19 protein-coding genes are annotated in these 17672 nt (G+C 71.2%); 11 read left to right on the forward strand and 8 right to left on the reverse strand.

The annotated features are described in order from the left end of the window. The first annotated feature begins 2 nt into the window (after positions 1-2). The 6 genes from ABT095_RS35635 to ABT095_RS35660 all read left to right on the forward strand — a co-directional run bounded on the left by ABT095_RS35635 (position 3) and on the right by ABT095_RS35660 (position 5481). On the forward strand, positions 3-800 hold the full coding sequence (locus tag ABT095_RS35635; protein ID WP_350533751.1) for a thiazole synthase: 798 nt from the start codon (positions 3-5) through the stop codon (positions 798-800). Between the two features lie 70 nt (positions 801-870). Beyond that, positions 871-1539 carry an RDD family protein gene (locus ABT095_RS35640; protein ID WP_350533752.1) on the forward strand — a complete coding sequence of 223 codons (669 nt, stop codon included), beginning with the start codon at positions 871-873 and terminating at the stop codon, positions 1537-1539. A 38-nt stretch (positions 1540-1577) separates the two neighbouring features. Next, positions 1578-3293 carry a Stk1 family PASTA domain-containing Ser/Thr kinase gene (gene pknB, locus ABT095_RS35645; protein WP_350533753.1) on the forward strand — a complete coding sequence of 572 codons (1716 nt, stop codon included), beginning with the start codon at positions 1578-1580 and terminating at the stop codon, positions 3291-3293. Positions 3294-3452: 159 nt separating this feature from the next. Next, complete coding sequence (locus tag ABT095_RS35650) at positions 3453-4613, forward strand: hypothetical protein (protein WP_350533754.1); 1161 nt, start codon at positions 3453-3455, stop codon at positions 4611-4613. Positions 4614-4627: 14 nt separating this feature from the next. Then, entirely contained in the window at positions 4628-4894 is a 267-nt protein-coding gene (locus ABT095_RS35655) for a hypothetical protein (protein WP_350533755.1), read from the forward strand. Then, positions 4891-5481, forward strand: a complete 591-nt coding sequence (locus ABT095_RS35660; RefSeq protein ID WP_350533756.1) for a hypothetical protein — start codon at positions 4891-4893, stop codon at positions 5479-5481. The genes ABT095_RS35655 and ABT095_RS35660 overlap by 4 nt, the downstream gene beginning before the upstream one ends. 12 nt (positions 5482-5493) lie before the next feature. Here ABT095_RS35660 and ABT095_RS35665 read toward each other — a convergent pair whose 3' ends face one another. Beyond that, a complete protein-coding gene (locus tag ABT095_RS35665) occupies positions 5494-6123 on the reverse strand; it encodes a sulfite oxidase-like oxidoreductase (protein WP_350533757.1) in 630 nt (209 codons plus the stop codon). Positions 6124-6322: 199 nt separating this feature from the next. Here ABT095_RS35665 and bfr point away from each other — a divergent pair, with 199 nt between their 5' ends. Beyond that, the gene (gene bfr / locus ABT095_RS35670; RefSeq protein ID WP_350533758.1) at positions 6323-6802 is read left to right on the forward strand and encodes a bacterioferritin; all 480 of its coding nucleotides are present in this window, start codon (positions 6323-6325) and stop codon (positions 6800-6802) included. Positions 6803-6806: 4 nt separating this feature from the next. Here the strand turns inward: bfr and ABT095_RS35675 are convergent, their stop codons facing one another. Beyond that, positions 6807-7049 carry a (2Fe-2S)-binding protein gene (locus tag ABT095_RS35675; RefSeq protein WP_350533759.1) on the reverse strand — a complete coding sequence of 81 codons (243 nt, stop codon included), beginning with the start codon at positions 7047-7049 and terminating at the stop codon, positions 6807-6809. 157 nt (positions 7050-7206) lie between these two features. Beyond that, a complete protein-coding gene (locus ABT095_RS35680) occupies positions 7207-8553 on the reverse strand; it encodes a class II 3-deoxy-7-phosphoheptulonate synthase (protein WP_350533760.1) in 1347 nt (448 codons plus the stop codon). A 298-nt stretch (positions 8554-8851) separates the two neighbouring features. Between ABT095_RS35680 and ABT095_RS35685 the strand changes: the two genes are divergently transcribed. Together ABT095_RS35685 and ABT095_RS35690 are read left to right on the forward strand one after the other, a co-directional pair. Beyond that, positions 8852-10768, forward strand: coding sequence for an anthranilate synthase family protein (locus ABT095_RS35685; protein ID WP_350533761.1), 1917 nt, complete (start codon positions 8852-8854; stop codon positions 10766-10768). Between the two features lie 65 nt (positions 10769-10833). Continuing rightward, positions 10834-11388, forward strand: coding sequence for a Uma2 family endonuclease (locus ABT095_RS35690; protein ID WP_350533762.1), 555 nt, complete (start codon positions 10834-10836; stop codon positions 11386-11388). A gap of 16 nt (positions 11389-11404) precedes the next feature. Here ABT095_RS35690 and ABT095_RS35695 read toward each other — a convergent pair whose 3' ends face one another. The 3 genes from ABT095_RS35695 to ABT095_RS35705 are packed head-to-tail and all read right to left on the reverse strand — an operon-like array spanning position 11405 to position 14012. After that, the gene (locus ABT095_RS35695; protein ID WP_350533769.1) at positions 11405-12052 is read right to left on the reverse strand and encodes a response regulator; all 648 of its coding nucleotides are present in this window, start codon (positions 12050-12052) and stop codon (positions 11405-11407) included. Next, positions 12049-13185 carry a MacS family sensor histidine kinase gene (macS, locus tag ABT095_RS35700; RefSeq protein ID WP_350533763.1) on the reverse strand — a complete coding sequence of 379 codons (1137 nt, stop codon included), beginning with the start codon at positions 13183-13185 and terminating at the stop codon, positions 12049-12051. Before macS ends, ABT095_RS35695 begins: the two co-directional genes overlap by 4 nt. A gap of 14 nt (positions 13186-13199) precedes the next feature. Continuing rightward, positions 13200-14012, reverse strand: a complete 813-nt coding sequence (locus ABT095_RS35705; RefSeq protein ID WP_502885127.1) for a lysophospholipid acyltransferase family protein — start codon at positions 14010-14012, stop codon at positions 13200-13202. A gap of 148 nt (positions 14013-14160) precedes the next feature. Between ABT095_RS35705 and ABT095_RS35710 the strand changes: the two genes are divergently transcribed. Together ABT095_RS35710 and ABT095_RS35715 are read left to right on the forward strand one after the other, a co-directional pair. After that, the gene (locus ABT095_RS35710) at positions 14161-14946 is read left to right on the forward strand and encodes an alpha/beta hydrolase (RefSeq protein WP_350533764.1); all 786 of its coding nucleotides are present in this window, start codon (positions 14161-14163) and stop codon (positions 14944-14946) included. A gap of 30 nt (positions 14947-14976) precedes the next feature. Next, on the forward strand, positions 14977-15537 hold the full coding sequence (locus ABT095_RS35715) for a hypothetical protein (RefSeq protein ID WP_350533765.1): 561 nt from the start codon (positions 14977-14979) through the stop codon (positions 15535-15537). Between the two features lie 127 nt (positions 15538-15664). Here ABT095_RS35715 and ABT095_RS35720 read toward each other — a convergent pair whose 3' ends face one another. Further along, positions 15665-16825 (reverse strand): low temperature requirement protein A, encoded by a 1161-nt coding sequence (locus ABT095_RS35720; RefSeq protein WP_350533766.1) that lies wholly within the window; start codon positions 16823-16825, stop codon positions 15665-15667. A gap of 72 nt (positions 16826-16897) precedes the next feature. Continuing rightward, the gene (locus ABT095_RS35725) at positions 16898-17587 is read right to left on the reverse strand and encodes an endonuclease/exonuclease/phosphatase family protein (RefSeq protein ID WP_350533767.1); all 690 of its coding nucleotides are present in this window, start codon (positions 17585-17587) and stop codon (positions 16898-16900) included. Between the last annotated feature and the right edge of the window lie 85 nt (positions 17588-17672).

Consider the following 17672-nt stretch of genomic DNA (forward strand, 5'->3'; position numbering starts at 1 on the left):
CGATGGCCGACGACCTTCTCACCATCGCCGGGCAGACCTTCTCCTCCCGGCTGATCATGGGCACCGGCGGCGCCCCCAGCCTGGAGGTGCTCGAGCAGGCCCTGCGGGTCTCCGGCACCGAGCTCACCACCGTGGCGATGCGCCGGGTGAACGCGAGCACCCAGGGATCCGTCCTGGACGTGCTGGCCCGCAACTCGATCCAGGTGCTGCCCAACACCGCCGGCTGCTTCACCGCGGGCGAGGCCGTGCTCACCGCGCGGCTGGCCCGCGAGGCGCTGGGCACCGACTGGGTCAAGCTCGAGGTGATCGCCGACGAGCGGACCCTGCTGCCCGACCCGATCGAACTCCTCGACGCCGCCGAGACCTTGGTGGACGACGGCTTCACCGTGCTCCCCTACACCAACGACGACCCGGTGCTGGCCCGCAAGCTGGAGGACGTCGGCTGCGCGGCCGTCATGCCGCTCGGCTCCCCGATCGGCTCGGGCCTGGGCATCCGCAACCCGCACAACTTCCAGCTGATCGTGGAGAACGCGGGCGTGCCGGTCGTGCTCGACGCGGGCGCCGGCACCGCCTCCGACGTCGCCCTGGCGATGGAGCTCGGCTGCTCGGCCGTCATGCTCGCCTCCGCCGTCACCCGTGCCCAGGACCCGGTGCTGATGGCCGAGGCCATGCGGCACGCCGCCGAGGCCGGCCGCCTGGCCTTCCGGGCCGGCCGCATCCCCCGTCGCTTCCATGCCGAGGCCTCCTCCACCATGGCCGGCCGCGCCGACCTGGACCACCGCGAACGGCCGGCGTTCTAGCCCCTGCCGGCGCGGCTGAGCCACCGTCTAAGCTGTGCCGGTCCGACAAGTCGTGTGGCAGGGGGAGACCGTGGCCGTATCCGGGATCGGCAGGCGTGGGCTCGCCTGGCTGGTGGACTTCGCGCTGGTCATCGGCCTCGCCTGCCTGCTGGCGGTGCTGACCTTCCACCGGATCGGGGCGCTGCTCACCGACGTGCCCAGCCTGGCGGCCAAGGGCGGTTGGGGGCTGCTGACCTCGCACGGCGACTACGTCGGCACCGGGGAGAAGGTCGGCATCTCCCTCTGGCACTCGGCTGTCAGCGACGTCCAGCAGGGCTTCGCCGCCCTGGTGGTCTGCACCTTCCTCTACCAGTTCCTCTGCATCGCCTTCGGCCGCCGCACCTTGGGCAAGCTGATGCTCGGCCTGCAGGTCCTGCCCGCCGAGGTCGGCGCGCTCGGCAAGGGCCGCGCGGCCGCCCGCGCCCTCGTCACCACCGTCGCCGACGTCGCCCTGATCTCGGTCGCACTCGCCGCCCTGGTCCGGGGCTCCTTCGTCGTGGCGATCTTCTGCTGGGCCCTGGCTATCGCCGGCTTCTGGGCCAACGCCCTCCCCGTCCTCTTCCCCGGCCGCCGCTCCCTCGCCGACCGCCTCGCCCGCACCGTCGTCGCCGCCACCGCCCTCCCCACCTGGCAGGACGTCCAGCAGAGCGCCCAGCAGACGCTCCAGCAGAGCGCCGCCTACGAGCGCCTCCGCCGCTGATCGCGGAACCACTCCCCCGCTCCTGCAAAAATGGCCGAATGGACACCTCACCGCACGCCCCGCTGATCGGCACCCTGCTCGACGGCCGGTACCGGATCGAGCAGGTGATCGCGGTGGGCGGGATGGCCACCGTGTACCGGGCCACCGACACCCGGCTCGACCGGGTGGTGGCGGTGAAGGTGATGCACCCGGACTTGGCGGGTGACGCCGAGTTCTCGGCCCGGTTCATCCGCGAGGCCAAGGCCGTGGCCCGGCTCGCCCACCCCAACGTGGTGAACGTCTTCGACCAGGGGGCGGACGGCGGCCGGGTGTTCCTGGCGATGGAGTACGTGCCCGGCCGCACCCTGCGCGACCTGCTCCGTGACCGCGGGGCGCTGAGCGTCCGCGCTGCGCTGGACGTCATGGAGCCGGTGCTCGCCGCGCTCGGCGCCGCCCACCGGGCCGGCCTGGTCCACCGGGACGTGAAGCCCGAGAACGTGCTGATCACCGAGGGCGGCCTGGTCAAGGTGGCCGATTTCGGCCTGGTCCGGCTGCTCGGCGGCAATGACGCCACCAGCACCAGCACGGTCGGCACGGTGCTCGGCACCGTCGCCTACCTCGCCCCCGAGCAGATCCGCCAGGACGGCCCGACCGACCAGCGGGTGGACGTCTACGCGGCGGGCATCCTGCTGTACGAGCTGCTCACCGGCGCCCGCCCGCACACCGGCGAGAACCCGATGCAGGTGATCTACCAGCACCTGCACGAGGACGTGCCCCCGCCCTCCCGGACCACCCCGACCATCGCTCCCGAACTGGACGCGATAGTCGCCTCCGCCACGGCCCGCGACCCGCAGGCCCGCCCGCTCGACGCCGTCGAGCTGCTCGCCGCCCTGCAGCGCGCCCGCCGCGCGCTGACCCCGGCCCAGCTGGACGCCGAACCACCGGCCTCCACCCGCCGGACGCCGCACCACCCGACCACCGAACGCACGGCGGTGCTCACCCGCACCACCGTCCAGCAGCTCCCCCCGGAGCTCCTGCGCACCCGCCCGATCGACGAGCCGCTGCCCGAGCGCGCCCCGCGCCGCCGCCGGCTGCGCTCGCGGCGGCCGCTGATCTGGGGCACCGTGCTCGCCGTGGTGCTCGCCCTGTGCGGCGCCACCACGTACGTGCTCTCGGAGGCGCTGTACACGACGGTGCCCAGTGTGCTCGGCCAGAGCCAGGACCAGGCCGTGGTCATCCTCGACAAGTCCGGGCTGCAGGGGCAGTTCACCCCGCAGTTCAGTGAGACCGTCCCCAGTGGGCAGGTCGTCTCCACCGATCCCGGGGTCGGCGCCCGGGTCCGCAAGAGCGATCCGGTGAAGGTCGTGCTCTCCAAGGGCCCCCAGCGGATCGCCGTACCGAACCTGCTCGGCCTGACCCTCGACCAGGCCCGCGAGTCCCTGACCGGCGCGAACCTCACCGTGGGCAGCACCACCGACGCCTACAGCGACGCCGTGCCGGCCGGCCAGGTGGTCTCCGCCGACCCGGCCACCGGCACCCGCCTGGCCGTCGGCTCCCCGGTGGCGCTCGTCCTCAGCAAGGGGATGACCCCGGTGCCGAACGTGGTCGGCATGACTCAGGAGGAGGCCAAGAAGGCGCTCGCCGACCAGGGCTTCCAGTTCCAGTCCGGCGGGATCACCCTGTTCGGCACCGGCAAGGCCACCACCCAGAACCCTCCGGCCGGTCAGCCGCTCCGTCAGGGCGCCACCGTGGTGGTCAACTTCAGCCTGTTCTGACGGGCTGCTGACGGGCTGTTCTAGCCACTCAGACTGTCCGCTAATGTGACTGACGCACTTGTTTCGGCAGGTCGCTCGTATTTGGTCACATAACGGGGAGATAGTGTGTCTGGATTCCGCACGCCGCCACAGGAAGATTTCCACTCCTACGGAAACCTGATGAGCCAGCAGGGCGGCCACCTCAACCAGCTCTCCCAGTGGGCGGGCAACCAGTGTGCCAACACCGACGGCACCGACTGCCTGGTCCTGCTGCCGCTCAAGGCGATCGTGCCCGACATCGCGCACTTCTTCACCGGCAAGATCGACCAGTGCAGCCGCGGTATGGGGCAGGTCAACGAGAAGATCCAGCGCACCGCGGCGGACTACGCCAACAACGACCAGCAGCACGCCGCCGACCTGCTGAGCATCTACCCGGCCGGCTCGCTGCCGTTCCCGGACATCAGCACCATCCCGGGCGGCTCCTCGGTCGGCAACTTCACCGACGAGGCGGTCAACCTCACCGAGCCGGCCAGCGCCGAGGACGACACCAGCAAGGCGATCAAGCACGCGCTCTGGGCCTGCAAGGGCAAGGGCGAGATCAAGGCCGCCGAGAAGATGTTCAAGTTCTGCACGGGGCAGAGCCTGATCGGCCTGATGTTCGATCCGATCATCGGTGACTTCGGCCGCCTGAAGTACCTCAGCGACTCGTACGAGGCCCTCGGCGACTGCCTCTACACGGTGGCCGGCACCGTCCGGAAGGGCTCCTGGAAGCTCGGCAGCCAGTGGCAGGGCCAGACCGGCCAGGCCTTCGACGAGTACCTGTTCCGCTGGAGCATGGGCATCGGCGGCCTCGGCGACGCCGCCAAGTCGGCCGCCAAGATCTACAAGGACGCGTACAACACGATCACCGTCCTGCTGGCCGCCGCGCTGCGCGAGATCGACAAGCTGATCATGGACGAGATCGAGCAGCTCGCCAAGCAGGCCGCCGAGATGCTCGCCGGTGACGCCGCGATCGAGGCCGTCGGCCTCGGCCCGGAGGACCCGCTGGCGGACGTCGGCGCGGGCATCTACTCCGCGTACAAGATGTACAAGATCTACAAGATCGTCCAGAAGATCGTGAACGGCATCCGGACCATCGTGAAGATCTACGAAGGCATCCAGAAGGCCATCGACGGCATCCACAAGGGCATCCAGGCGATCATGGACGCCATCAATTCCCCGATGCCCACCCTCGGCAGCCTGGTCGACGACGTCGAGCAGCGCGGCTTCGAGTTCGAGAAGAGCGGTGGCTGGTCCTCGACCATGGGCGCCGCCCGCATCGGTATGATCCCGGCAGCCTGAGGAAGCGGAGAGACATGTCGTACTACAGCTACGAAGGCTTCACCAGCGACGAGCGCCCCGACCCGGAGGCCGAGGAGCGCGCCGCCAAGGCGGACCAGGCCGCCGAGGAGTTCCTGGGCAACCAGAGCGACCGGCAGAAGGACATCGCCGGCCGGATCTACGAGCAGCTCATGGCCGGCTCGGACATCGACGACCTCAAGCCCATGATCGCCGACCTCAGCCGGACGGCCACCGAGGACGCGAGGCGGCGCAAGGAGCAGCGAGAGGACAGCTACCGGTGATCCAGCAGCTGACCGAGTTCACGGTCACCCTCGACTACGGCCGGGCCCACACCACCTTCCTCGTCCACGTGGACGGGCAGAAGGAGCCGGTGGTGCGCGTGCACAAGGACGCGGCATACGACCACACGGCGCTCTTCGAGGTGCGCACCGGGCCGGGCCTCGACCAGCTCGCGGGCTATGTCACCCAGTCCTACGCGCTGGCTCCGGACCGCTCCCGGATCGGGAACGTCAACCACAAGAACCGCTCGTGGAAGCACGACCTGTTCACCTTCGAGCAGACCGGCCTGGCCCCGCTGGAGGGCGAGCCGGTGGGCGTGGCCAACAAGGCCCGGCGCATCCTGCCGGGGCTCGACTGGGGTGTGGTCGACGCGGCACTGAAGTTCGAGATGCGCTTCCGCTCGGCCGAGTCGGCGGGCTTCGAGTTCGCCCGCGAGGCCGGGGTGCGCGCGTCCTACACCGTGAAGGTCCACGATCCGCGGATCGACCGCGTGCTGCTGCTGGCCTGCCTCGTGCACTTCAACACCTACGGCACCACGGATCTCCGCAAGGGGATCGTCGACGTCACGGCCAACCCCTTCAAGGCCTGAGCCGCCGCGCGGCTACCGCAACGGCCCGTCGCCGGGCTCCTCCTGGTAGGAGAACCGCTGCTCCGTCCAGGGGTCGGCGAGGTTGTGGTAGCCGCGCTCCTCCCAGAATCCGCGGCGGTCGGCGCGCATGTACTCGACGGCGCGGACCCACTTGGGGCCCTTCCAGGCGTAGAGCTGCGGGACGACCAGGCGGACGGGGAAGCCGTGCTCCACGGTGAGCGGCTCGCCGTCGTGGTGGGTGGCGAGGACGGTGGTCTCGGCCGCGAAGTCGGCCAGGGTCAGGTTGGCGCTGTAGCCGAACTCGGCCCAGACCATCACATGGGTGACCTGCTCGGCGGGCGGCGCCAGCTCGAGGATCGTCCGCGCCGCGACGCCGCTCCACTCGTTGTCGAGCATCGAGAACCGGGTCACGCAGTGGAAGTCCGACCGCACGGTGACCCGCGGCAGTGCGTGGAACTCCTCGAACCCCCAGCTGTGCTTCTCGGCCGAGGCGGTGGCACCGAAAACCTGGAGCTCCCAGCTCAGCGGCTTGAAGCGGGGCACCGGTCCGTAGTGCAGGACCGGCCAGCCGCGCTGCAGGCGCTGGCCGGGAGGGAGTCTCGGGTCAGACGGCGGAGGCTGTTCTTGCTCGGACTGACCCATGGCTCCATGGTGACAGACGGCGGACGAACCGCCGCGCGCGCCCCCACCGCGCGCAATGCGCCACCCCCACCCAGGCAGCTCATTTATCGGTCAAATCGGATATTCCGACACATGTTCCACTAAGTGTGAACTTACTGGATATTCCCCCCATTGGGGTGCCAACATTCGCTCAACACCCGGCAGCGAGGAAGGCAGCGCCATGAAGGGCGACTCCGAGGTCATCGAATTCCTGAACGAGCAGCTCACCGCCGAGCTGACCGCGATCAACCAGTACTTCCTGCACAGCAAGATGCAGGAGAACTTCGGCTGGACCAAGCTCGCGAAGTACACCCGGCACGAGTCGATCGACGAGATGAAGCACGCCGAGGTACTGACCGACCGCATTCTCTTCCTGGACGGCCTGCCCAACTACCAGCGGCTCTTCCACGTCCGGATCGGCCAGACGGTCAAGGAGATGTTCGAGGCCGACCGCCAGGTCGAGGTGGAGGCGATCGACCGGCTGCGGCGCGGCATCGTGGTCATGCGCGCCAAGAACGACGTGACCTCGGCCAACATCTTCGAGTCGATCCTCGCCGACGAGGAGCACCACATCGACTACCTGGACACCCAGCTCGAACTGCTGGAGTCCCTCGGCGAGCCGCTCTACCTCGCCCAGCTGATCGAGCAGCCGGAGAGCTGAGCGCTCAGGCGGCGGCCTCGACCAGGTGCGTCTGCGGCTCAGCCAGCCCGAGCCGCTCGGCGAGCCTGGCTGTCGGGCACGGGCGGGCCCCGTGCTCCCCGAGCAGGGCCTGGATCCGCCGCACGCAGGAGCCGCAGTCGGTGCCGGCCTTGCAACCCTGGGCTATCCGGCGCGGGGTGTCGGCACCCGCGTCGATCTGCTCCTTGACCTGGGTCTCGGTGACCGCATGGCACATGCACACGTACATCGCGGAGTCTCCCAGGGCAGTGCGGCGGACCAAGATCAGAACTAAGGGTTGCCTTAGCTCGCTAAGCCTCACCTTACCTAACGCCCCGGGCATGAAGAAGCCCCTCCGACCTCGGAGAACCGAGATTCGGAGGGGCCTTCGTCACATCGGGCCGCGCTCAGTGGCCGCGGTACATCTCCGCCACCAGGAACGCCAGGTCGAGCGACTGGCTGCGGTTGAGCCGCGGGTCGCAGGCCGTCTCGTAGCGCTGGTGCAGGTCGTCGACCAGCACCTCGTCGCCACCGCCGACGCACTCGGTGACGTCGTCACCGGTGAGCTCGACGTGGATGCCGCCCGGGTGGGTGCCGAGCGCGCGGTGCACCTCGAAGAAGCCCTTGACCTCGTCGAGCACGTCGTCGAAGCGGCGGGTCTTGTGGCCGGTCTCGGCCTCGAAGGTGTTGCCGTGCATCGGGTCGCAGATCCAGACCGGCGTCGCGCCCGAGGCGGTGACCTTCTCCACCAGGGTGGGCAGGTGCTCGCGGACCTTGCCCGCGCCCATCCGGGTGATGAAGGTCAGCCGGCCCGGCTCACGGTCCGGGTCGAGCCGCTCGATCAGGGTCAGCGCCTCCTCGACCGTGGTGGTCGGGCCAAGCTTCACCCCGATCGGGTTGCGGATCTTGGACGCGAACTCGATGTGCGCGCCGTCCAGCTGGCGGGTCCGCTCGCCGATCCAGACCATGTGGCCGGAGACGTCGTACAGGTCGCCGGTGCGCGAGTCGGTACGGGTCAGCGCCGTCTCGTAGTCGAGCACCAGCGCCTCGTGCGAGGAGAAGAACTCGACCGTCTTGAACTCCTCGGGGGTGACCCCGCAGGCGCTCATGAAGGCCAGCGCGTTGTCGATCTCCTTGGCCAGCTTCTCGTAGCGCTGGCCCGCCGGGGAGTTGCGCACGAAGTCCTGGTTCCAGGCGTGCACCTGGCGCAGGTCGGCGTAACCACCGGTGGTGAAGGCTCGCACCAGGTTGAGCGTCGCCGCGGAGGCGTTGTACATCCGCTTCAGGCGCTCCGGGTCCGGAATGCGGGACTCGGGGGTGAACTCGAAGCCGTTCACCGAGTCGCCCCGGTAGACCGGGAGGGTGACGCCGTCACGCGTCTCGGTGGACTTCGAACGGGGCTTGGAGTACTGCCCGGCGATCCGGCCGACCTTGACCACCGGCACCGAGGCGGCGTACGTGAGCACGGCCGCCATCTGCAGCAGGGTCTTCAGCTTGTTCCGGATCTGCTCGGCGGAGACGCCGTCGAAGGCCTCGGCGCAGTCACCGCCCTGGAGCAGGAATGCCTCGCCACGGGCCACGGCACCGAGCCGGGCGCGCAGCTGGTCACACTCGCCGGCGAAGACGAGCGGCGGATACGAGGCGAGGTCCGCAAGGGACTTGCGCAGCGCCTCTTGGTCCGGCCATTCAGGCTGCTGCGCCGCGGGAAGGGACTGCCAGGAGTGAGCAGTCTTGGTCTCTGGTGTCACGGTCACGGGACCCAGGCTACGGGGTGTGACAACCGAATTGTGACCACCGCCCGATGGGTGAGACACCTTGCGGACATTCGGGTGACGCGCCCCAACCGCCCGAACCATCGGCTAGGCTCTGGCCCGTGAACACGCCCTGCACCCGTTACTGGTGGTGGACCATCCCCGAGGTGGCCCACTGAAGGCGCGTTCCTGAGACGCGAATCACCGGCCGCCCCTCGGGGCGGCCGTCGTCGTTGCAGCACCTGACGGCCCTCCCGGACGAGCGGAACAAGCCCGCACAGCCAGCCCGGAAGGATCCCCCGTGACCAGCCCCGCCGCTCTGCTCGCCCGCCTGACCGCCCCCGGCGCGCCCGCCTTCGCCCTGCTCCACCGCCAGGCGCCCCGCCACACCCCCGACACCGTCGAGCTGCTGATCGGCGAGGTCGGCACGTACGACACCCTGGCCGAGCTCCCCGTCCCGGCCGGAGTCCCGGCCGGCGGCCCGCGGCACGACCTGCTCGCGCTGATCCCCTACCGGCAGATCCGCGAGCGCGGGTTCGCCGCCCACGACGACGGCACGCCGCTGCAGGCCCTGGCCGTCCAGGAGCAGTACGCCCTCCCCGTCGCACAGCTGCTGCCCGCCCTGCCCGAGCTCGCGGTCACCCTCAGCGGCGGCGCCTTCGACATCGACGACACCGAGTACGCCGACATCGTCCGCCGCGTCATCCGGGACGAGATCGGCCGAGGCGAGGGCGCCAACTTCGTGATCCGCCGCGACTTCCGGGCCACCCTCGAGAACTTCTCGCCCGCCCTGGCCCTGACGCTGTTCCGCCGCCTGCTCGAGCAGGAGCGCGGCGCGTACTGGACCTTCCTGGTCCACACCGGGGAGCGCGTGCTGGTCGGCGCCTCCCCCGAGGTCCACGTCCGCCAGTCCGGCGGCACCGTCGTGATGAACCCGATCTCCGGCACCTACCGCTATCCGGCCGGCGGCCCCACCCCCGAGTCGCTGCTCGACTTCCTCGCCGACCCCAAGGAGCTCGAGGAGCTCACCATGGTCGTCGACGAGGAGCTCAAGATGATGTGCACCGTCGGCGACCTCGGCGGCCAGGTGCTCGGCCCGCGGCTCAAGGAGATGGCCCACCTCGCCCACACCGAGTACGAGCTGCGCGGGCGCACCTCGCTGGACGTGCGCGACGTGCTGCGCGAGACCATGTTCGCCGCCACCGTCACCGGCAGCCCCCTGCAGAACGCCACCCGCGTCATCCGGCGCTACGAGAGCTCCGGCCGCGGCTACTACGCCGGGGCGCTGGCCCTGATCGGCCGCACCGCCAGCGGCGCCCAGCAGTTGGACTCACCCATCTGCATCCGCACCGTGGACGTCGACCCGGCCGACGGCACACTGGTGGTCCGCTCCGGCGCCACCCTGGTCCGCCACTCCGACCCCGACTCCGAGGTCGCCGAGACCCACGCCAAGGCCGCCGGCGTCCTCACCGCCATCGGTGCCCGCCCCGCCCGCCGCCGCAGCGGCGCCTTCGGCGAGGGCCACCGGCTCGCCGACGACCACCGCGTCCAGGCCGCCCTCGACGCCCGCCGCGCCGGGCTGGCCCCGTTCTGGCTCCGGATGCAGCAGCCCGCACCGGCCGCCACCCGCGAGACCCTGGTGATCGACGCCGAGGACACCTTCACCTCGATGCTCGCCCACCTGCTCACCTCGCTAGGCCACCGCGTCCGCACCCTGCGCTTCGACACCCCCGGTCTGCGCGAGCTGGCCGCCGCCCACCCCGGCCCCCTCGTGCTCGGCCCCGGCCCCGGCGACCCCGCCGACCCGGCCGACCCCAAGATGGCCCTGCTGCGCCCGATCGTCGCCGACGCCCTGCTCAGCCCCCGCACCGCACCGCTCCTCGCGGTCTGCCTCAGCCACCAGCTCCTGTGCGCCGAACTCGGCCTCCCGCTGGCCCGCAAGGCCGTCCCCCACCAGGGCGCCCAGGAGACCGTCGACCTGTTCGGCACCCCCCGCACGGTCGGCTTCTACAACACCTTCACCGCCCGCACCACCCCCGCCGACACCGCCCGCCTCGCCCTCCAGGGCATCGAGATCGCCCACGACCCCGACACCGGCGACATCCACGCCCTCCGCGGCCCCGGCTTCGCCGCCCTCCAGTTCCACCCCGAATCCGTCCTCACCCGCGAGGGCATCGACATCGTCCGCGACCTGATGCGAGCCACCGTCAGCAGCTGAACAACCACACGGCAGGGGCGTCGGGGCGCCCCTGCCGTGACACTCGTGCCGGTAGCGTTGGCCCCATGAGCATCGATGCCGCCACGTTCGCCCGCCTGCGCGAGATCGCGGACGAGTTGTCCCAGCTGCCCATGAAGCCGCGCATGGAGATCGGCCCGCAGGGTCTGGTCATGATGATGTCGCCGACCACACCGCATGGCCTGACGGCGATCTACCTGCGCCGACAGTTGGAGCAGCAGACGCCTGACAGGTTCGTGTTTACGGACACCGACATGCAAGACGCGGTACTCGGTCGGATGCGAGTGCCGGATCTGGTGGTTCTGCCTACCGATCTGCTGGACGCCCAGCCCGAGGAGGCGATCAATCCTCACGACGTGGAGTTGGTGATCGAGGTCGTGTCGAAGTCCAATCCGGAGAACGACTACCGCGACAAGGTCGCTGACTACTCGGCGATGGGCATCCCGCTCTACCTGATCGTCGATCCCGGCCGAGGCACGGCTCAGGTCCTGTCCGAACCGGACGGCACTCGCTACCGCGAGGCTCACACCTACGACTACGGCGAGAAGGTTCCCGTCGGCCGCTGGCTGATCGACACGGGCAACTTCCCCCGCTACCGCTGACGCGCCTGCGCGCCACTCAGCCGTCCAGGCCCTGCTCGATCGCGTAGCGGACCAGCTCGGCCCGGTTGTGCATCTGGAGTTTGCCGAGCGTGTTCTGGACGTGGTTCTGCACCGTCCGGTGCGAGAGCACCAGGCGCTCGGCGATCTGGCGGTACGACAGGCCCTTGGCCACCAGCCGGAGCACCTCGGTCTCCCGGGCCGTCAGCTTCGGCACCGCCCCGACCGCCTCCGGCTCGGCGGCCAGACGGCGGTACTCACCGAGCACCAGGCCGGCCAGGCCGGGGGTGAAGACCGCCTCGCCGGCGGCCGTCCGCCGTACGGCGGCGAGGAGTTCCTCCCGCCCGGCGGACTTGGTCAGGTAACCCGTCGCCCCGGCCTTCAGTGCGCCGAGCACGTCCTCGTGCTCCCCGCTCGCGGAGAGCACCAGGACCCGCAGCTCCGCGTCCTGCCCCAGCAGCTGACGGCACACCTCCTCCCCGCCCAGCGTGGGCAGGTTGAGATCGAGCACCACCACCTGCGGCCGAGCGGCGAGCGCCCGGCGGACGGCCTCCGGGCCGTCGCCGGCGGTGGCCACCACCTCGTACCCGGCCTCGGCCAGGTCTCGCGATACGGCGTCCCGCCACATGGGGTGGTCGTCCACCACCATCACCCGCAACGCCGTCATGCCCTCGGCACCCGGATCTCCCACTCCAGCCCCTCTCCCTGCGCACTGTGCACCACCGCGCTGCCGCCCAGGTCCGCCACCCGGCCCCGGATCGACCTGCTGACACCCAGTCGCCCGGACGCCTCGGCCTCCGCCAGCCGGGCCGGGTCGCAGCCGGGGCCGTCGTCGCGGACGCTGACCGTGACAGCCTCGGGCTCGTCCTCCACCAGGATCCAGGCCCGCGCGCCGGGCCCGGCGTGCCGCCGGACGTTGTCCACGGCCGCGCCGACGGCGGCGGCCAGTTCGCCCGCCACCTGACCCGGCAGCAGGACGGCCGTCGCCGGGGCCGAGAGGGTGATCCGCTCATCGGTGTGCCGGGCCACCAGCTCCCGCAGGTCGAGCTGCTCGCCGCTGGCCTGCGGCGGCAGGGCGGCGCCCGTCATCAGACCCCGCAGCGCCCGCTCGTGCTCCCCGGCCAGCCGGGCCAGTCCGCTGCCGCTCTCGCCCCGGTGCACCAGGGCGAGCACCTGCAGCACCCCGTCGTGGATGTCCCGGACCAGCCGCTCGCGCTCCCGGGTGGCGGCCTCCACCCGCAGGGCCCGGGCCAGCACCGCCTGGCTGGCGCGGGCCACCTCGACCACGTACCCGACGGCGCAGCCGGCCAGGCCGAGCAGCACGATCGAGTGCGCGTTGTCGGCGGTCAGGCCGCCGTGCCAGCCGAAGTTCGCCACCCCGATCGCGGCGGTGGCCGCCATCGCGGGCTTCCAGCCGCCCTTGAGGGCGCAGCCGAGCACGGTGCCGGCGGCCCAGATGGTGGGCAGGGTGAGCGAACCGGCGTGGATGCGGGCGGGGGTGTCGATGAAGCCGCTCATCACCACGCCGGTGACGGCGAAGGCGAGGTCGGTGGCCAGCACGTACCAGGTGCAGCGCTTGGGCCCGGCGAAAGCGCGGGTGCTGGCGAGGGTCCAGAGGGTGAGCGCGCCGAGGTAGATCCAGCCGGAGACGGGGTGGGCGAAGCGCAGGTACGAGCCGAAGTACCGCGCCACGGCGTACATCAGCGCCAGGACCCGGTAGGTGGAGGCAGCCAGCCAGAGCGGCAGCTCCACCGAGAGCCCGCCCGCTTCGACCGAACTGCCCGGTCTCTCCCCCGCCACGCTCGCCCCCGGCGTCAGCTGTCCTCGGACTTCTCCGCGGCCTTCTCGGCCTCGGCCGCCTTCTCGGCCTCGGCGGCCTCCTTGGCGGCGGCCTTCTCGGCCTTCTGCTCTGCCTTGCGCTCGGCGTCGGTGCGCTTCTTGTCCTCGGCGATCTGCCGCTTGGCGGCGGTCGCGTAGATGTCCACGTACTCCTGGCCGGAGAGGCGCATGATCTCGTACATCACCTCGTCCGTCACCGAACGGAGGATGAAGCGGTCGTTCTCCATGCCCTGGTAGCGGGAGAAGTCCAGCGGGCGGCCGATCCGGATGCCGGGGCGGATGCCGAAGTTGGGCTTCACCTGGCCGGGCGGCTGCACCTTCTCGGTGTCGATCATCGCGACGGGGATGACCGGCGCGCCGGTGGCCAGTGCGACGCGGGCCAGGCCGCCGACCTTGCCGCGGTAGAGCTTGCCGTCGGGCGAGCGGGTGCCCTCGGGGTAGACGCCGAACAGCTCACCCCGGTCGATCACCGCGATGGCGCTGCGGATCGCCGCCTCGCCCGCGCCCCGGGCACCCGAGCGGTCGACCGGCAGCTGGCCGACGCCCTTGAAGAAGGCGGCGGTGAGCTTGCCCTTGATGCCGGGGGAGTTGAAGTACTCGGCCTTCGCGATGAAGGTGACCCGGCGCTTCATCAGCGCGGGCAGGAAGAAGGAGTCCGAGAAGGAGAGGTGGTTGCTCGCGATGATCGCGGGCCCCTCGTCGGGGATGTTCTCCTCACCCTCCATCCACGGCCGGAAGAAGATCCGCAGCAGCGGTGCGACGATCATCTTCATCAGTCGGTAGAACAACCGTGGCCTCCTGGCAGTGCGGGACCGGTCGATCCTAATGCCCCGGAGCGCTCCGGCGTGCATCGGCGGTCCGGGCGGGGCTGTACGGCGCGCGCGGGCCGTGGGACGATGCGGCTCTCAGCCTCTCCTCCCCCACAAGGAGCCAGCGATGCCGCTGCTGCCCGGAGCCGAACCGTTCCATCAAGCCGGCGGCCCGGTCGGAGTGCTCCTGGTGCACGGCTTCACCGGCTCCCCCCAGTCGATGCGTCCCTGGGCCGAGCGGCTGGCCGCCGCCGGGCACACCGTCTCCGTCCCGCTGCTGCCCGGTCACGGCACCCGCTGGCAGGACATGCAGGCGACCCGCTGGGAGGACTGGTACGCGGAGGCGGACCGCGCGCTGCGTGAACTGGCCGACACCTGCGAGCAGGTGTTCGTCTGCGCGCTCTCGATGGGCGGCTCGCTCGCCCTGCGGCTGGCGGCCCGGCACGGCGACGCGATCTCCGGCCTGGTGCTCGTCAACCCGTCCGTCCGCTCGGACAACCCCGCAAGTGTGCTGTTGCCGGTGCTGCGTCACCTGGTGCCGACCCTGCCGGGGGTGGCCAACGATATCGCCCTGGAGGGCTCGACCGAGGTCGGTTACGACCGGGTGCCGCTGCACGCGGCCTGGTCGCTGGGCCGGCTCTGGAAGACCGTCCAGGAAGAGCTGCCGGGAATCAAACAGCCGCTGCTGCTGCTGCACAGCCCGCAGGACCACGTGGTCTCCGCGGCCAACTCGGAACTGGTGCTGGCCCGGATATCCTCGACGGATGTGACCGAGCTGCTCCTGGAGCGCAGCTACCACGTGGCGACGCTGGACCACGACGCCGAGCTGATCTTCGAGGCGAGCCTCGACTTCATCCGGCGGCTGGCCCCGGCAGGGGCCGAAGATGTGAGTGCCGAGAACCACCAGGGCTGAAGGGCCGGGCGTGCGCGAGAGGCAGTACGGATGAGCGGGGCGACAGGCAGCGACAAGGACCTGCCCTCGGAGGACGACGGCGGCGTGGAGAGCAGCGCTGCCCAGGCCGAGCCGCGGCGTCCCTCGGCGGGGAGCCAGGCCGAGCAGGACGCGATCTTCGCCGCCCTGGTGGCCCAGTTCGACGACCCGGTGGATCTCACTGACCCGGAGTGGCCCGAGGTGGAGAACCTGCGCGCCCGCTCCGAGCGCCCGGAGCCCGACCCGCTGGCCGAGTTCGCGCCGCAGCCCCGCCCCCGGCCGGCCGGCCCGCGCGACTACGAGCCCGCCGAGGACGCGGACGAGGGCCACTTCGTCCCGCCGGAGCCCCCGCCGCTGCCGCCGGCCGACACCACGGCCAAGTTCGCCTGGCTCGCCGTCCTCGGCGGCCCGGCCCTGCTGCTCTTCGACGCCCTCTTCTGGCGCGAGATCTCCGGCTGGCCGGCCTGGGTCGGTGTCTCCGCCTTCCTCGGCGGCTTCGTCACCCTGGTCGTCCGGATGAAGGACCACGACGAGGACGAACCCCACGACCCCAACGGCGGAGCGGTCGTCTGAGGCCGACAGCCAGTCGCACTCTCCAGGGGCGCGGGCAACTGCGCGAGTGCGGAAGGCACAGGCCTGTCGTCTCCCGACTTCGCGCAGTTCCCCGCGCCCCTGTTGTGGCTGAGGTCCCCGCGCACCGTCAGGCAGTGCCACTGGCTCCCTGCCGCCTGCGCCCCCACTTCGACAGCTTCGCGAGCAGGAAGACCAGCCCCGCCGCCACCGCGACCGCGCCCCAGGCGGGCAGCGTGACGCACGCGGTCAGCAGCGCCGCGGGCGTGAGCACCAGGCACGGCACGTACCAGCGCGCCACCGTCCCCACCCCGTCCCCGTACCGCAGGGAGATCGCGGCGTTCGCGGTGTAGAACGCCAGCACTCCCCCGCACAGCGCCCACCGGGCCCCCACCGGCAGGTGGTGGTTCGGTTCGGCGACGGCGGTGCCGAGCGCCGCCGCGATCACCGTGATACCGGAGACCAGGACGAACGGCAGGTACATCACGGTGTCCCGGACGGCGCCCGTGGCCCCCGAGCCCATCGCCCGCTCCAGGCCCCGGGCCGCGTTGGCGGTGCCCCAGACGAAGAAGATCATCGCCAGCTCGGCGACCACCACGAAGCCGAACACCGCGGCCAGCCCGCCGGCCTTGGTGAAGTTCTCCTCCAGCGTCACCACGACGGTGAAGACGCTCTCCCCGAGCACGATCACCACGAACAGCCCGATCCGCTCGACCAGGTGGTCGATCGTCATCTCGTCGTAGAAGCCCGAGGTCATGCCGGACCGGACGGTCAGCAGCAGCGCCTCCAGCGCGATCGCCAGCCCCCAGAGCACGAACCGCTGCGGGCTCGGCACCGCCGCCGAGAGCGCCCAGACGGCGGCCGGCACCAGGCAGTACATCACCGGCCGCCAGACCGGCAGCGGGTTGTCGGAGCGCCGGGCCCGGCTCCACCAGATGAAGAACGCCATCAGCCGCACCCAGGCCGCCCCCAGCGCGTACGCCCAGGCCCTGCTGCCCAGCCCCTCGGGTGCGGCGGCCGCCATCAGCCCGAGCGCGGGCATCGCGGCCAGCAGCATCGCCTGCGTTCGGGGGTTGGCGGAGCCGAAGACGTTGACGGTGACCATCAGGTTGGCCCAGGCCCACCAGGCCGGGAAGAACAGCACCAGGAAGGTGCCGAAATCCCCCGGCCCCGGGTCCCCGTGCAGGCCGTGCGCCAGCACGGAGACGGTCACCACGAAGACCAGGTCGAAGAAGAGCTCGAACCAGCCGGCCCGGTGGTCCTCGGCGGCTGTCACGGGGGTGTCACTCACGCCCCCACTCTGCTGGCGTACGGTCCCCGGCGCATCCGACACACCGTCAGGTACGTTACCTCCGCGAGGCGTTCACTCCTGCGGCATCCGCAGGACGGCCAGCACCGGCAGATGGTCGGTGGCCGCCACCAGATCTGCCGACGGCAGGTCCTGCGGCACCCCGCAGGCCTCCACCGTCACGTCCGGGGTCACGAAGACGGCGTCGATCCGCTGGTACGGATTCTCGGGTACGGAGGTGAAGGTGCCGCCCCAGGGCGCGGCGGGGTGGGCGTCCCGGTAGCCCGCGGCCAGCCGCTGCCAGCCGGGGCCGTCCGGGTGCTCGTTGAAGTCCCCCGCCACCACCGCGGCCTCGCCCGGCCGGGCCTGCCCGGGCAGCAGCGCGAACTGCTCCAGCCGCTCCTCGGCATCCAGGCTCAGATGACAGCTCGTCACCGTGACCGGCCCACCGCCGTCCACCCGCAGCACCGCCGTGGCGAAGCCCCGCGCGTGCAGGCCCCGCCGCTTCGGCAGCAGCCTGTCCCGCACCGCCACCACCTCGACCCCGGGCCGCCCGAGCACCATCGGCCCGGCCGCCACCCGGCCTCCCCCGGCCAGCACCCGCATCCCCACGGCCCCGGCCAGCCACCGCGCCTGCCCACCGGGGAACAGGTACCGAGGGCTCTCCTGCACACACACCACATCAACGGCACAGGCCCTGATCACCCGGACCAGAGCCCGCCGGTCGTCGCGCAGCGAACGGATGTTGTAACTGAGCAGCCGCATACGACGAACTCTAAGTTGCACCATCCCCCAGGGGCGTGAGGAACCGCGCGAGCGCGGAAGGCGCAGACCTGTCGTCTTCCGCGCT

Source organism: Kitasatospora sp. NPDC002227 (assembly GCF_040296285.1).
Lineage (GTDB): Bacteria > Actinomycetota > Actinomycetes > Streptomycetales > Streptomycetaceae > Kitasatospora.

Excerpts from the sequence above, each read along its gene's own strand:
- ABT095_RS35690 (WP_350533762.1), top strand. The coding sequence starts at position 10,834 with ATGAGCATCGATGCCGCCACGTTCGCCCGCCTGCGCGAGATCGCGGAC.
- ABT095_RS35695 (WP_350533769.1), bottom strand. The coding sequence starts at position 12,052 with ATGACGGCGTTGCGGGTGATGGTGGTGGACGACCACCCCATGTGGCGG.
- ABT095_RS35655 (WP_350533755.1), top strand. The coding sequence starts at position 4,628 with ATGTCGTACTACAGCTACGAAGGCTTCACCAGCGACGAGCGCCCCGAC.
- bfr (WP_350533758.1), top strand. The coding sequence starts at position 6,323 with ATGAAGGGCGACTCCGAGGTCATCGAATTCCTGAACGAGCAGCTCACC.
- pknB (WP_350533753.1), top strand. The coding sequence starts at position 1,578 with ATGGACACCTCACCGCACGCCCCGCTGATCGGCACCCTGCTCGACGGC.
- ABT095_RS35715 (WP_350533765.1), top strand. The coding sequence starts at position 14,977 with ATGAGCGGGGCGACAGGCAGCGACAAGGACCTGCCCTCGGAGGACGAC.
- ABT095_RS35725 (WP_350533767.1), bottom strand. The coding sequence starts at position 17,587 with ATGCGGCTGCTCAGTTACAACATCCGTTCGCTGCGCGACGACCGGCGG.
- ABT095_RS35635 (WP_350533751.1), top strand. The coding sequence starts at position 3 with ATGGCCGACGACCTTCTCACCATCGCCGGGCAGACCTTCTCCTCCCGG.
- ABT095_RS35665 (WP_350533757.1), bottom strand. The coding sequence starts at position 6,123 with ATGGGTCAGTCCGAGCAAGAACAGCCTCCGCCGTCTGACCCGAGACTC.
- ABT095_RS35710 (WP_350533764.1), top strand. The coding sequence starts at position 14,161 with ATGCCGCTGCTGCCCGGAGCCGAACCGTTCCATCAAGCCGGCGGCCCG.
- ABT095_RS35650 (WP_350533754.1), top strand. The coding sequence starts at position 3,453 with ATGAGCCAGCAGGGCGGCCACCTCAACCAGCTCTCCCAGTGGGCGGGC.
- ABT095_RS35675 (WP_350533759.1), bottom strand. The coding sequence starts at position 7,049 with ATGTACGTGTGCATGTGCCATGCGGTCACCGAGACCCAGGTCAAGGAG.